The organism is Saccharothrix sp. ALI-22-I (assembly GCF_001984175.1).
In the GTDB taxonomy this organism is placed as follows: Bacteria; Actinomycetota; Actinomycetes; order Mycobacteriales; family Pseudonocardiaceae; genus Actinosynnema.
The window spans coordinates 604,678-618,257 of record NZ_MTQP01000069.1 but is presented as its reverse complement, the minus strand read 5'-3'; the positions used below and the strand labels follow the sequence as shown (position 1 = coordinate 618,257).

The 13,580-nt window shown below is 70.5% G+C and carries 12 protein-coding genes; 6 read left to right on the top strand and 6 right to left on the bottom strand.

Annotated elements, in window-relative coordinates:
- The first annotated feature begins 16 nt into the window (after window positions 1-16).
- Both ALI22I_RS44880 and ALI22I_RS44875 read left to right on the top strand, forming a co-directional pair.
- The gene (locus ALI22I_RS44880) at window positions 17-1,021 is read left to right on the top strand and encodes a sensor histidine kinase (RefSeq protein ID WP_077011638.1); all 1,005 of its coding nucleotides are present in this window, start codon (window positions 17-19) and stop codon (window positions 1,019-1,021) included.
- The gene (locus tag ALI22I_RS44875) at window positions 1,018-1,677 is read left to right on the top strand and encodes a response regulator (RefSeq protein WP_077011637.1); all 660 of its coding nucleotides are present in this window, start codon (window positions 1,018-1,020) and stop codon (window positions 1,675-1,677) included. Before ALI22I_RS44880 ends, ALI22I_RS44875 begins: the two co-directional genes overlap by 4 nt.
- Window positions 1,678-1,695: 18 nt before the next feature.
- On the opposite strand, the gene ALI22I_RS44870 is transcribed toward ALI22I_RS44875, so the two are convergent.
- On the bottom strand, window positions 1,696-2,928 hold the full coding sequence (locus tag ALI22I_RS44870) for a S8 family peptidase (RefSeq protein ID WP_202971203.1): 1,233 nt from the start codon (window positions 2,926-2,928) through the stop codon (window positions 1,696-1,698).
- A 265-nt stretch (window positions 2,929-3,193) separates the two neighbouring features.
- On the opposite strand from ALI22I_RS44870, the gene ALI22I_RS44865 reads away from it, so the two are divergent.
- Entirely contained in the window at window positions 3,194-5,020 is a 1,827-nt protein-coding gene (locus ALI22I_RS44865) for a DNA/RNA non-specific endonuclease (protein ID WP_077011636.1), read from the top strand.
- Window positions 5,021-5,023: 3 nt separating this feature from the next.
- On the opposite strand, the gene ALI22I_RS44860 is transcribed toward ALI22I_RS44865, so the two are convergent.
- From ALI22I_RS44860 to ALI22I_RS44845, 4 genes are all read right to left on the bottom strand, one after another.
- Window positions 5,024-5,365, bottom strand: coding sequence for a DUF3592 domain-containing protein (locus tag ALI22I_RS44860; RefSeq protein ID WP_179118560.1), 342 nt, complete (start codon window positions 5,363-5,365; stop codon window positions 5,024-5,026).
- Window positions 5,366-5,559: 194 nt separating this feature from the next.
- Window positions 5,560-7,005 carry an RICIN domain-containing protein gene (locus tag ALI22I_RS44855; protein ID WP_077011634.1) on the bottom strand — a complete coding sequence of 482 codons (1,446 nt, stop codon included), beginning with the start codon at window positions 7,003-7,005 and terminating at the stop codon, window positions 5,560-5,562.
- Window positions 7,006-7,189: 184 nt separating this feature from the next.
- Window positions 7,190-9,013: a glutamine--fructose-6-phosphate transaminase (isomerizing) gene (gene glmS, locus ALI22I_RS44850; RefSeq protein ID WP_077011633.1), complete on the bottom strand. Its 1,824-nt coding sequence runs from the start codon at window positions 9,011-9,013 to the stop codon at window positions 7,190-7,192.
- Window positions 9,014-9,028: 15 nt separating this feature from the next.
- A complete protein-coding gene (locus ALI22I_RS44845) occupies window positions 9,029-9,349 on the bottom strand; it encodes a hypothetical protein (RefSeq protein WP_274523055.1) in 321 nt (106 codons plus the stop codon).
- Window positions 9,350-9,636: 287 nt separating this feature from the next.
- On the opposite strand from ALI22I_RS44845, the gene ALI22I_RS44840 reads away from it, so the two are divergent.
- Entirely contained in the window at window positions 9,637-11,706 is a 2,070-nt protein-coding gene (locus ALI22I_RS44840; protein ID WP_238598894.1) for an ATP-binding protein, read from the top strand.
- 80 nt (window positions 11,707-11,786) lie between these two features.
- Here the strand turns inward: ALI22I_RS44840 and ALI22I_RS44835 are convergent, their stop codons facing one another.
- A complete protein-coding gene (locus tag ALI22I_RS44835) occupies window positions 11,787-12,290 on the bottom strand; it encodes a MarR family winged helix-turn-helix transcriptional regulator (protein ID WP_077011632.1) in 504 nt (167 codons plus the stop codon).
- A 197-nt stretch (window positions 12,291-12,487) separates the two neighbouring features.
- Here ALI22I_RS44835 and ALI22I_RS44830 point away from each other — a divergent pair, with 197 nt between their 5' ends.
- Window positions 12,488-12,955 (top strand): cupin domain-containing protein, encoded by a 468-nt coding sequence (locus tag ALI22I_RS44830; protein ID WP_077011631.1) that lies wholly within the window; start codon window positions 12,488-12,490, stop codon window positions 12,953-12,955.
- Window positions 12,956-13,003: 48 nt separating this feature from the next.
- A complete protein-coding gene (locus ALI22I_RS44825; RefSeq protein WP_077011630.1) occupies window positions 13,004-13,567 on the top strand; it encodes an NAD(P)H-dependent oxidoreductase in 564 nt (187 codons plus the stop codon).
- Window positions 13,568-13,580 lie beyond the last annotated feature (13 nt).

Here is a 13,580-nt window from a genome sequence, read left to right as displayed (position 1 = left end):
GCCGTAGCCTGCCGGTGTGCGTCCTCTGTCGTGGTTGTCGCCCCTGTTGTGCGGGGCGGTGTTGGTGGCCGGCGGTTACGCCGGTCTGGCCGGGCTCGGGGAGACCCGGTGGGTGCCGTTCGTGCTCGGCCTTGCCGCGCTCGTCCTGGTCGACGCGGTCGGCACGCGGTACCCGGCGTCGGTGGTGCTGGCGGTTCAGGCCGGGTTGGTGGTGCTGGTCGCGTTCTCCGACGGGTCGGGGATGGCGCGGGTGTTGTTCCTGCTCCTGCCGTTCAGCGCCTACTTCGCGTTCGGGCGCGTGGTCGCGGTGGGGGTCGGGGTGGCGAGTGCCGCCTTCCTCGTGGTCGCCTTCCAGCTCACCGTGCCGGGGTGGACGCGGTCCGTCGAGCACGTGTCGGACCTGCTGATGTTCGGCATCGGGCTGGTCCTGGCGTTGGCCATGGCCGAGCTGTCGGCCGCCGCCGAGCGGAACCGGGTCGCCCGGGACATCCACGACGGTCTCGGCCACCACCTCACGGCCGTGTCGGTGCTGCTGGAGAAGGCGTCGGCGTTCCGCGACCGCGACCCCGAGGTGGCCGACCGGGCGATCGAGGACGCCCGGGAGTCGGCGCGTCGGGCGTTGGAGGACGTCCGCACGTCGGTCCGCGCTCTGCGTGAGCCCTTCCGGTTGGCGGAGTCACTGGCGGGGTTGACCCAGGGGCTGGGCGTGTCGGTCGACTGCACGGGTGACGAATCCCGTTACGCCCCAGGTGCTCTGCTCGCGCTCTACCGGGCGGCCCAGGAAGGGATCACCAACGCGATGCGGCACGCTCAGGGTTCGGAGGTGCGCGTCACCGTCCACTGTGGACAGCGCGAGGCGCGGCTGGTGGTGGCCGACGACGGGCCCGGCTTCCCGCCGGAACGGGAGGGCATCGGGCTGAGCGGTCTGCGGGAGCGGATCGCGCAGGCGGGCGGCTCGGTCGAGGTGGTCGCCGGATCGGGCACCCGGCTCACCGTGGTCGTGCCGAGGGGGACGGCGTGAGCGACGACGTGCGCGTGATCGTGGTGGACGACCAGCAGCTCATCCGGGAGAGCATCGCGGCCCTGTTGGACATCCAGCCGGGCATCTGCGTGGTCGGCACGGCCGGTGACGGCCGGGCCGCGGTCGACCTGGCCGTCACCGAGGACCCGGACGTGGTCCTGATGGACGTGCGGATGCCGGTGCTGGACGGCATCGAAGCGCTCGGCGTGCTCCGGCAGCGCAACCCGCGCACCAGGGTGGTCATGCTGACCACGTTCGACGACGAGGAGTACGTGGTGCGCGCCCTGAAAGCGGGGGCGAGCGGTTACCTGCTCAAGGACCGGCCCGCGGTCGAACTGGCCGCCGCCGTCCGGCTCGCGCACTCCGGCGTGGTCCAGTTCGACCCGGCCGCGGCGGCCCGGTTGGCGTCCGCGCTGAAACCCGAACGGCAGGGGCCCGAACGCCCGCCGGCTCAAGGTTTCGGCCTCGATCTCACCGACCGCGAGGTGGACGTGCTGCGGCTGGTCGCCACCGGCTCCACCAACCGGGAGATCGCCGGACGCCTGCACCTGAGCGAGGGCACGGTGAAGAACCACGTCTCCCGCATCCTGGGCCGGCTCGGCCTGCGCGACCGCACGCAGGCCGCCGTCTACGCCCGTGACCACGGACTCCTCTGAGACCTCGCACCTGAGACCTCACACCGGGATCATCCCCATGAACAGCAGCAGGTTCGGCGAGCCCGCACCCGGATTGGTGATCACGCCGGGTGTGGCGTTGGCCCGCAGCGCCTGGGCCACCGCCACCGCCGAATCACCGGGGAACCGGTGCCGCCACAACGCCGCCACGCCCGCCGCGTGCGCGGACGCCGTGGAACCGCTGATGGTCGAGTACGCGGAGTCCGAGGTGCCCCACGCCGAGGTGATGTTCACGCCCGGCGCCCACAGGTCGATGCACGGCCCGTAGTTGGAGAAGCTCGCTTTCGCGTCGTTGATGTCCGTCGCGCCCACGGTGGTGGCCAGCGGCGTGCTGCCGGGGGAGTAGTTGCACGCGTTGGCGTTGGAGCTGCCGGACACCACCGAGTAGTGGACGTTGGCGTTGATCGACGCGGTGATGGCGTCGTTGAACGCCTGGTGCAGCCCGCCGCCGAGGGTCATCAGCGCGACCGCCTTCTGGCCGACGGCCGCCGCGTCCTGGGTGGCCCAGTCGATGCCCGCGATGATCTGCGAGTACGTGCCGGAGCCCTGGCAGTTGAGCACCCGCACGGACACCAGGGTCACGTCCTTCGCCACGCCGGTGGTCTGCCCGCCGACCGTGCCCGCCATGTGCGTGCCGTGGCCGTTGCAGTCGTTGCCGGGCGGGGTGACGCCGCCGACGGTGTCCAGACCGGGCACGGCCGCGCCGTTGAACTCCTGGTGGGTGTACCGGATGCCGGTGCCGAAGATGTACGCCCGCACGGTGGAGGCGGTGTTGGGGTGGAAGTACTTCGTGTCCAGCGGCAGGGAGCGCTGGTCGATCCGGTCCAGGCCCCACGACGGCGGGCTCGGCTGCACGACGAGGTCCTGCGCGTTGACGTCGGTGGCTTCCGGCGCGGTGACGTCACGCCTGGCGAAGTCCTGCGGTGCCAGCCGCACCCGCACGTCCTGCGCGACGTAGGCGACGCGCGGGTCGGCGGCGAGCCGTCTGGCCTCCGCCGCGCCCGTCCGCAGCGCGAACCCGGCCAGCGCCGAGCGGTAGGTGAACGTGACGCCCGGTGCGGCGGCCCGGGTGGCGGCCAGGTCCTCGTGCCGCTTCAACACCACGATGTAGCTGCCCGCCACGGCCTGCGGGTGCCCGCTGTAGAGCACCGCACCGACCGGGGCGGCGTGCGCGGGTGCGGCCACGAGCCCGGCTAACAGCGCGCTCGCCACCGCCACGTGTCTGATCTTCACAGCTCCTCCAACATGCAGGGGTCGTCGGGGAACGTGCACGACTTGCCCCTGAACCACAGCACGGCGGCGGGTGCGGCGACAGGTCCGATCAGAGTTCAGCCATCAGTCTCCCGATGGTCAACTTTCAGTCGTCCAGGTGATGGATACTGCACTCGGTGGCCGACAAAGGGCTGAATGGGTGACGGTGTCAGGTCCGGGCTAACACCGGATTGGGTGACACCGACAGCAAGGCCACCGACGCGCGCACATCAGGGGGTTGGCGCTCATGGTCAAGAAGAAGAACGGTTTGCAGGCATCGCTGCGGCGGTTCGTGCGCACCAAGGGCGCCGACTACCTGCGGGACGTCAACGTGTCCTCGATCGGGATCGGCTACAAGGTCGCCGACGGCAAGCCGACGAACGAGATCGCCATCCAGTTCACCGTCCGGCAGAAGGCCGCGCCCGAGGCGTTGGGCGCGCTCGGCACCACGCTGCTGCCCGAGACGATCGAGGTGGACGGCGTCCCCGTGCCCACCGACGTGCTGCAACGCGACTACCGGGTCGACTTCCACGTGGTGCAGGAGACCGTCAGCAGCGTGCGCAAGACGCGGATCGACCCGGTCGTGCCGGGCGTGAGCGTGGGCCACGTGCGCGTGTCGGCGGGCACCGTCGGCTGCGTCGTGTACGACCGCGTCGACGGCACCCCGTACGTGCTGAGCAACTGGCACGTCCTGCACGGTCCGCAGGGCGCGTTGGGCGAGGACGTGGTCCAGCCCGGCGTGCACGACGACAACCGCACCGAGCGCAACCGGCTCGGTCGGCTCGTCCGGTCGCACCTGGGCGCGGCGGGGGACTGCGCCATCGCGACCATCGAGGACCGCGGGTTCGAGGCGGAGATCCTGGACCTGGGCGTCGCCGTGGACAAGCTGGGCGAGCCGGAACTCGGTGACAAGGTCGTGAAGAGCGGCCGGACGACCGGCGTGACGCACGGCGTGGTCCGGCGCGTGGACACCCTGGTCAAGATCGACTACGGCCCCGGTGTGGGGCAGCGGCAGATCGGCTGCTTCGAGATCGGACCCGACCCGGCGCGGCCCGCCGCCGACGGCGAGATCAGCATGGGCGGCGACTCCGGCGCCGCGTGGGTGTTCAAGGCGTCCAACGGCAAGACCGGCAAGACCATCGCGGGCCTGCACTTCGCCGGCGAGTCCGGTGACGGCACGGACGAGCACGCGCTGGCGTGCCTGCCGGGGTCGGTGTTCGAGAAGCTCGGCATCACGGTCAAGCCGCCGAAGAAGCCCGAGGTGGCGGCGCTGGTCGGGTTCGACGAGAACTTCCTCGGTGTACCCGCGGGCGTGCCGGAACTCGGCGACGCGACCCGTGCCGACGCGGTCGAGCTGAACGGGTCGACCGTGATCGACTACAAGCACTTCTCGCTGGCGCAGAGCAAGTCGCGGCGGTTCGCGTTCTGGGTGGCGTGGAACATCGACGGCGGCGGGCTCAAGAAGATCAACCGCAGCGGCATCCCGTTCCTGCTCGACCCGCGCATCCCGGCGGAGTTCCAGGTCGGCGACGAGCTGTACCGGGACAACCGGCTCGACCGCGGGCACCTGGCCCGGCGCGCGGACCTGCTGTGGGGGCCGCAGGCCGACGCGGAGCGGGCCAACAAGGACTCGTTCTTCTTCACCAACATCACGCCCCAGATGGACGACTTCAACCAGAGCGCCCGGCGCGGGCTGTGGGGTCGCCTGGAGGACGCCGTGCTGTCCGATGTGGACGTGGACGACCTGAAGGTCAGCGCCTACGGCGGCCCGGTGTTCCGGTCCGACGACCGCGTGTTCCGCGGCGTGCCGTTGCCGCGCGAGTACTGGAAGGTGATCGCCTTCGTGTCCGCCGGCGTCCTGAAGGCGCGGGCGTTCGTCCTGACCCAGAACCTGAACCAGCTGGAATCGCTGGAACTGGACGAGTTCCGGGTGTTCCAGGTGGCCTTGGGCGAGGTCGAACAGCGCTGCGGCTTCACGTTCCCGGCGCCGTTGAAGGCGGCCGACACCCTGGTGCTGCCCGAGTCGTTGGCGCAACGCGCGCCGTTGGAGACCCTGACCGACATCCAGTGGTGAGCTTCACCGAGGACTGCGGTTGTACCAGACGATCCAGAACACCCCGACGGCGATCAGCCCGAGCCCGATGCCGGGCCACAGGTACAGGTTCTGCCCGTCTTCGGGGAAGTGGACGGCACTCGGGTTCCTGGGCCGGTAGCTGACCTCCACCCGATCGCCGGTCTGCGGCTTCCGGGTGGACGGCCGGAGATCCTCGGTGACCTGCTTGCCTTCGAGGGTGGTGAACCGCACCGTCGACCGCCACTCGGTGTCGTCCACCCTGGACACCCTGACCACTTCGGCCTGCACGTCGACCAGGCGTTTGTCGTCGATCACGACGTAGCCGCCGAACGCGATCAAACCCACGCCGGAGACGATGAACATGACAGCCCTGAACACCGCAGCCCCCACTGGTCGAGCACCAACCCGAAGCTGATCTTACTGTCCCGGCGGAGTCGAAGGCGGAGCACTCCCGGTCCACCCATTTCGCGGTGCAGCACCAACCTAAAGATCGGGCCGGGTGGTGGGAACGCCACCACCCGGCCCGATCCTCACCACGCTCAGGACGTCAGCGCCGCCGAGATGAGCGGAGCCAGCCGATCGGCGATCTTGCGGTGACCCTGGTCGTTCGGGTGCACGTTGTCGGAGGTGTCGGTGGACTCCACGATCCAGCCGGTGGTGTCGACGAACCGGATCTTCGGGTCGTTCACCGTCTGCACGGCCGCCTGCGTCTCCGGGATGAAGCGCTTGCGGAACGTCTGCAGCGCCAGCACGGTCGCGTTCGGGTACTTCTCCCGCGCCCGCCGCAGCAGCGTCACGTACGCGGTCTGGAACTGCGCACCGGTCACGCTGTGCCCGACGTCGTTGGTGCCCAGGTTGATCACCACCACGTCCGCCCGGTAGCGGGAGAAGTCCCAGTTCGACGCGTTGGCCTGGAGGCCGGTGCGGAGGAACCGGTCGCTCATCCCGATGCAGCCGTCCGCCGCCGACACCAGGCACGCGCCGCCGACCGCGATCTGCGTGTGGCCCAGACCCAGCCGTTCACTCGCCAACCACCCGTACGCGGTCAGCGCCTGCTTGGACGACAGCTGGCCCACGGTGATCGAGTCGCCGACGAACTCCACGATCCGCGACGGCACGGTCGGCGCGAACGTCGTAGCACCCGCGTCCAGCTGGACGCCCTGGAACACCGCGTCACCCCGGTAGGACCCGGCGATCGGCCGGTAGGACACCCGCATCGTGTGGTTGCCGCTCGCCAACGGGGTGGGCGTGAGGTCGACCGTGCCGCTCCGGTTGGTGTACGACACGTCCGCGCCGCCGTCGATGCTGACGTAGAAGTCGATCGCGTTGCGCTGGCGCAGCTTGATCGTGCGGCCGGTGAAGCCGACCACCACGTACGCGCCCGCCCACTCCGACACGTACGCGGCCGGGTTGCTGTAGTTCCAGCGGCCGAAGTACCGGATGTTCGGGTCGGTGGGCGCACCCACGGTGGCCGCGGCGAGCCGTACCAGCTGCCACTGCTGGTTGGTCCCGCCGTTGTCGTCGTACTGGGAGATCCGGGCGCCGTCGGCGGTCGAGCGTTCCCAGAGGTCCAGCGCCTTGCCGCTGTTGCGGTTGACGAACCGGACGTACCCGCCGTCCGAGTCCGCCAGGCTGAACTGCTGGTTGGTGGCGTTCTTGTCGGTCCACTGCACGACGTTCGCGCCATTGGCCGTGGACGACGACGCGATGTCCACCACCTTCCCGCTCAGACGCGACTTCAACCGGTAGTAGCCCCCGCCCGAGTCGACGAACTGCCACTGCTGGGCGGTGGAGTCGACCCGGGTGGCCTGCACAACCGCCTCCCCATCCGCCGTGGAGCCGACCTGCACCGCCTTGCCGCTGTACCGGGAGACCAGCACATAAGTGGCGGAGGTGTCGACGGTCGCGGCAGCGGCCGGTTGGGCGACGGCGGTCATGGCGCACCCGACGAGTGCCAAGGCCGTGATCGTGGCGGTGAGCTTCATCGCTCTCCCCTTCAGGAAGGTGCAACGCCGGAAGGTGCACCGGGTGCATTCCCTGTGCACCTTCCGGCCGGCCGTCGATTGCCGTCAACGCCCGCATCTTGTTTGGGCACAGCAAGACCACCCCCGTCGGTTCGGCGTGCCCGCCTGGGGTGCCCGATCGGCTACCCGGTGAACGTAGGACCGGCTACTCCACGGTCACGCTCTTCGCCAGGTTGCGCGGCCGGTCCACGTCCCGGCCCAAGGCGTGGGCGAGGTGGTAGGCGAAGAGCTGCAACGGCACGGACAGCGTGATCGGGGCCAGCACCTCGTGGGCCTTGGGCACCCGGATGACATCCGTGGCCAGACCCACCGGCAGGTCGGCGTCGGTGACGGCGATGACCGGCCCACCACGTGCCTTGATCTCCTCGATCGTGCCGGTGTTCTTGGCCAGCAGCTCGTCGTCCGGCACCAGCACCACCGTCGGCATCTCGGGGTTGATCAGCGCCAACGGCCCGTGCTTCAGCTCGGACGCCTGGTAAGCCTCCGCGTGCACGTACGAGATCTCCTTGAGCTTCTGCGCACCCTCCCGCGCCGCAGGCCACCCACGCACCCGGCCGACGAAGAACATGTGCTCAGCCCCCGCGTACTTCCGGGCGATCTTCGCGATCTCGTCCTCGGACGCGAGGATCTGCGCGATCTGGTGCGGCAGCTGGGACAGCCCACCGACCAGCCGACGCCCCTCGGTGATGGACAGGTCGCGCACCCGCCCCAGGTCCAGGGCGAGCATCGCCAACGCGACGGCCATCGTGGTGAACGACTTGGTCGCCGCCACCGACACCTCCGGACCCGCGTGCAGGAAGATCCCGTGGCCGCACTCGCGGGCGATCGTGCTGCCCACCGCGTTGACCACGCCGATGACGTGCCCGCCCTTGCGCTTGAGCTCCTGCACGGCGGCCAGCGTGTCCAGCGTTTCACCCGACTGGCTGATCGCGACGTACAGCGTGTCCGGGTCCACGACCGGGTTGCGGTAGCGGAACTCGGACGCGGGCTCGGCGTCGGCGGGGATGCGGGCCAGTTCCTCGATCAGCTGCGCGCCCAGCTGCCCGGCGTAGTACGCCGAACCGCAGCCCAGCAGCTTGACCCGGCGGATGCGCTGGTAGTCCTGCGGGGTGAGGCCGACACCGTCCAGCCGGGCCGACGAGAACCGGTGGTCCAGCCGGCCGCGCATGCAGCGGTCCACCGCGTCCGGCTGCTCGCGCATCTCCTTGTACATGAAGTCCGGGTGCTCGCCCAGCTCGTACTCGGCGCTCGCGACGTCGATCGACGTGGGGGAACGGGTGGTGCTGGTGGCGCGGGCGTCCATGGTGGACGTGCGGTAGCCGTCGGCGGTGACCGTGGCGATCTCGTCGTCGTCCAGGTAGATCACCTGCTGGGTGTAGCGGACCAGCGCGGTGACGTCGGAGGCGACCAGCATCTCCTGCTCGCCGACGCCGAGCACGACCGGGCTGCCCCGGCGGGCCGCGACCAGCTCACCGGGCCGTTCGGCGTCCATCACGATCACCCCGTACGTGCCCTCGACCAGCGCCAACGCCTCGCGCACGGCGTCTTCGAGGGTGTCGGCGGAGCTGCGGGCGACGAGGTGGGCGAGGACTTCGCTGTCGGTGTCGGAGGCGAGCTCGACACCGTCCGCGACGAGCTGGGCGCGGAGCCGGTCGGAGTTCTCGAACACGCCGTTGTGCACGATCGCGATGCGCTCGGCGGCGTCCACGTGCGGGTGTGCGTTGCGGTCGGTCGGCTCACCGTGCGTGGCCCACCGGGTGTGCGCGATACCGGTCGCGCCCGCCATGTCCTCGGGCACGGCCCGCCGCAGGTCACCGACCCGTCCGGCGTTCTTGACGACCCGCAGCGCGCCGTCGTCGACGACCGCGATGCCCGCCGAGTCGTACCCCCGGTATTCGAGCCGGTGCAGGCCCTCCATCAGCACGGGGACCGCGTCCCTCGGACCTACGTAACCGACGATTCCGCACATGCCCGGTGATCTCCTCTAGCCGTAGACGATCCGGCGCAGCTGGCGTTCGGACAGGGGCGGCGCGGCGACCGGCCGCACGTCCAGTTCCTTCCGCAGCAAGCTCCAGATCTTCGCGTTGGCCAACCCGTCCCGCCGCAGCTCCGCGTGCCGGCGCAGCACGTACTCCTCCGCCGTCTCGACGAAGTAGCCCATGACATCGGACACCACCCGTCGCGCGAGTGCGGGAGGCAGGCCGGTAGTCCTGACCACGTGCCGGAGCAGTTCCTCCGACACTCCGATGTGGGGTTCTTCCCACCGCTCGTCAGACCGGCGAACGTCCTCCACGGACTCCAGCATGACCACAGCCAACCACCGGATCAACCGCCGTGCCCGGATTCGGGCACGGCCAACCCCGGCGACGGAGGTGACCGTGCGTAACCACATGGTCTGCGCCACCGTGCCGACGAGTCCATGAGCCAGACGGCTTATCGGGTTCCCGCGAACCTCACTGCAAAGGATCAGCGTGTACGTTGTCGGGCCTTACCTGGTTAATGCCCGTCCTGGTCCCTGGTGGCCGGTTCATCGAGCTGTCCCGGATCGCGAACTCCCCCCGTACTGATACGAAGCCGATGGAAGGAGTGGGAGTGGGTGCGACGGGACTGGCGGACAGGCTGGCGGCGGCACGAGCCGGTGCGCTGGTAGGCCGAGAGCCGGAGCGGGCGGTGCTCGACCGGATGCTGTCGGGTGCGGCCGACGCTCCGATCGTGACGTACCTTCATGGCCCTGGCGGGATCGGCAAGTCCTCCCTGTTGCGCTACGCCGCCCGGCAGGCCGAACTCGCCGGCCGCCGCGTGGTGCATATCGACGCACGGTTCCTCGACGCGGATCCGCGTCGTCTCGAGCAGGCCGCCGCCCTGGCGTGCGTCGAGCCCGGTGCGGTGCTCCTCATCGACTCCTTCGAGCACTGCCAGCCGCTCGAGCCGTGGCTGCGCGACACCTTCCTGCTCCGGCTCGCCGACGGCGCGCTCGTCGTGCTGGCGAGCAGGATCGCCCCCGACGCCGAGTGGTCGCTGGATCCCGGCTGGGCCCGGCTCTTCGCCGAACTGGTCGTGCGACCGCTCGACGCCGCCCGGTCCGACGCCCTGCTCGCGGCACGTGGTGTCACCGAGGAACAGCGCAGTGCTCTCGTCGCCTTCGCCGGGGGCAGCCCACTCGCCCTCTCCCTCGCCGCCTCCGTGCCCGCCGCGGCGCCGGGCGCACCGTGGGAGCCCACCGGCAACGTGCTGACGACCCTGGTCGAGCGGCTCGTGGGCGACCTGCCGAGCACCGCTCACCGGCGCGCCCTCGAGGTCGTCGCGCAGGCCTACGTCACGCGCGAGTCGCTGCTGCGCGCGGTGCTGGGTGACGAGGACACCGCGACGGTGTTCTCCTGGCTGCGTCAGCTGCCCTACATCGAGGCCACCCCTGAAGGGTTGCACCCGCACGATGCGGTGCGGGCCACACTCGCGGCTGACCTGCGCTGGCGCGATCCCGAGCGCTACGACGACGTCCGCGTCCGCGTCTCGGTCGCGTGTCTGCAGGCCGTGCGCTGCGCCTCCGAGGAGGACGCGCTGGTGCGCGTCGCGGAGTGGATGTTCCTCTTCCGCGACCAGGGCGGCCTGAAAGACCTGTACGACTGGCAGGCGCACCCCCACGTCGAGGACACCCCGCTGCAGCCCGACGACGTGCCCGACGTCCTCCGCATGGCGGAGGAGGCGGAGGGCCCCGCCTCCGCGACCGCGGTCGCGCACTGGGTGCGCCGCCAGCCACGGGGCTTCCGCGTCTACCGGTACGCGGGCTCCTCCGCACCGGTCGCGTTCATGGCCATCCTGCGCATGGAGGCACCGCTGCCCGAGGACTGCGCCGAGGACCCGGTGATCGCGGCACTCTGGGACTACGTGAAGGCCGCCGCTCCCCTGGGACCGGGCGAGCACCTGGGCATCCGCCGCTTCGCGGTGCAGCCCGGCCGGCACCAGCGGCCCTCGCCCCTCATGGACCTCATCAGCCGGCGCACCATCGCGGCCGAGATGAGGGTCCGCGGACGCGCGGTGACCTTCACCGTCTTCGAGGACGCCGAGCGGTGGCGACGCTACCTCGCCAACGCCGGGCTGCAAGAGGTCGTGGCGGTGGACGCCGACGGGCGGAAGCAGCACGTCTTCGGCAGGGACTGGCGGCGGCAACCGGTGGAGCAGTGGGTGGAGCACCGGGCTCGCGCCATGGTCGCACCCGAAGCCGGGTGGACAGCAGCCGCGTCCGCCGGTGGCCCGGACGACGAGCACGGCGACGACCTGCCGCGTGCCGCGTTCGAGGAGGGCGTGGTCGAGGCGCTGCGCACCTGGCACGCTCCCCGGGAGTTCGCGACCAGCGTCCTGCTGCACTCCCGCCTCGTGCCGCACGGGTCAGCCGACCCCGTCGCCGACCTGCGCGCCGCCATCACGACCGCCCTCGACGCGCTGCAGGTCGATCCCGCAGGCGTGAAGGCACACGAAGCGCTCACCGCCACGTACACCTCGGCTTCCCGCACCCACAAGGCAGCCGCCCGACGACTGGGGGTGCCCTACGGCACGTACCGGCGCCACCTCGCCATGGCCAAGGAGCGGCTCATCGAGCAGTTGCTGCGTCAGGCGGCCACGATGCCTGTGCTGTCCGCGCCGCGCTTGTCACTGGAGGGGTGAGGCCGCGAGGGCTTCGTGGATCGCGCAGACTGGTCTACCGCGGACTCGTTGCGGCCGTCCGCGTGAACTGAGACGAGTCGTCACGCTCGGCCCTTGCGGCGGCGAGGCGCTGCCGAGCGAGGCGGCGTCGAGCGCATGTGGTCCCGCACCGGCGCGAGCAGGCTGGCGAGGGCCGTGACGTCGTCGCGCGAGAGTGGCTCGAAGAGCATGCTGCTGACGACCTCGATGTGACCGGGCAGCACCTTGGCGAGCAGCGCGCGTCCGGCATCGGTGATGGTGACGGTGATGCTCCGCTCGTCGTCCGAAGAGGGGGCGCGCATGACCAGGCCCGCCTTTTCGAGCAGGCCTGCCTGGTAGGTCATGCCGCTGCGGCTGTAGACGACGCCGTCGGCCAGGTCGGTCATGCGGTGACTGCCCGTCGGCGAGTCGCCGAGCCGAGCCAGCAGCTGGAACTGCACGTAGCTGAGATCACCGGCCTCGCGCAGCTGCTGCTCGACCGCGTGCCGGAGCAGGCTGGTCACCTCGATGAGGTCGAAGTAGGCACCGAGCTGCACGGGATCGAGCGACGGCGGCGAATCAGGCATGGCGCAAGTCTACTGCTTCGAATTCGAAGTGCACCGTGGCTGCGAGGACATCGCGGCCCGATGTGTGGCCTCGTGAGCGCGTGTGGGCAGTGTTGGGCCCGACTGGGCATCGCAGGACGTGGAGATCGGGCAGTGGCGCGGGGCAGGGTCGCGGGCAGGAGGACGGCGCCGCTGTCTGCGGATCTTGAGGACCGGCCATGACTATCCCGTACCTCGCCCAGCGGGAGGATCAGCAGCAGCTTGAGTGGATCGGCGGGAGCGTCTTCAGCGTCCTGCTCGATGCCGAGGCGACCGGTGGGCAACTGACTGTCGGGCGCTTTGATGTCAGCTTGGGCGAGGCGCCGCCGTTCCACGTGCACAACAAGGAGGACGAGGTCTTCCTGCTCCTGTCCGGCTCGGCGCTGGTGTGGGTCGGTGACGAGCAGCACGAGTTGCAGGAGGGTGGCATCGTCTTCCTGCCCCGGCGCATCCCGCACGGCTACCGCATCACGTCCGAGAAGGCCGACCTGCTGCTCATCGCGACCCCCGGCGGGCTGGAGAAGATGTTCCGCCACGCGGGCCGCGACCTGCGCGAGCCACGCCCGGAGGGCTTCGAGATCACGCGGCAGCTGCTCGCCGAAGCCGCCGAACTCACCGGCAACGTCGTCCTCGGTCCTCCCCGGTGACGGTACCGCAGCCCGGCTGTGGGGAAGAAGCCATGACGCGGTGCTGGGATGAGCCCGTCCGCGTGGAGCCCGGTTTCCCTGGCCGTCCTCTGCGCCGGTGTCGGTTACGGGCGCCCGACTCGCCTGCTCGTGGACCGGATCGCGGAGTCGGTCTGCAGGGCGCTCACGGCCAGTGGAGCGAGAGTCGAGGTGGAGGTGCTGGAGCTGGGCCGGCTGGCGGCCGACCTCGCTCAGCGCTCCACCCGGGGCCACGTCAGCCTCGACCTGCGCGAGGCGATCGCGGCGGTCGTGGCGGCCGACGGGCTCGTGGTGGCGACACCGGTGGTTGCCGCATCCCCGAGTGACGTATTCGAATCGTTCTTTGCCGTCCTCGGCGACGGTGTCCTGTCCGGCGTGCCCGTGCTGCTCGCGGTCACCAGCGGCTCGCGCTGGCAGGCCACCTGGCATCGGGCAGGTGATGCGGGGGCGCCTCATCTGCCTGCACGCCGAACCCGTGCCCACTGTCGTCGCCGGCCCTGCGGACTGGGAGGAATCGCCTTCCGGCGACACGACGCGGCTGCGCGAACACATCGACCAAGCTGCCGCCGAGCTCGCCGCGGCGATGAGCTCTGACCGGCGGTGACCG

What these genes read in the sequence shown, in the direction of transcription:
- ALI22I_RS44825 (WP_077011630.1), top strand. Translation starts at nt 13,004, where the DNA reads ATGAGCCCGTCCGCGTGGAGCCCGGTTTCCCTGGCCGTCCTCTGCGCC.
- glmS (WP_077011633.1), bottom strand. Translation starts at nt 9,013, where the DNA reads ATGTGCGGAATCGTCGGTTACGTAGGTCCGAGGGACGCGGTCCCCGTG.
- ALI22I_RS44865 (WP_077011636.1), top strand. Translation starts at nt 3,194, where the DNA reads ATGGTCAAGAAGAAGAACGGTTTGCAGGCATCGCTGCGGCGGTTCGTG.
- ALI22I_RS44855 (WP_077011634.1), bottom strand. Translation starts at nt 7,005, where the DNA reads ATGAAGCTCACCGCCACGATCACGGCCTTGGCACTCGTCGGGTGCGCC.
- ALI22I_RS44835 (WP_077011632.1), bottom strand. Translation starts at nt 12,290, where the DNA reads ATGCCTGATTCGCCGCCGTCGCTCGATCCCGTGCAGCTCGGTGCCTAC.
- ALI22I_RS44845 (WP_274523055.1), bottom strand. Translation starts at nt 9,349, where the DNA reads ATGCTGGAGTCCGTGGAGGACGTTCGCCGGTCTGACGAGCGGTGGGAA.
- ALI22I_RS44830 (WP_077011631.1), top strand. Translation starts at nt 12,488, where the DNA reads ATGACTATCCCGTACCTCGCCCAGCGGGAGGATCAGCAGCAGCTTGAG.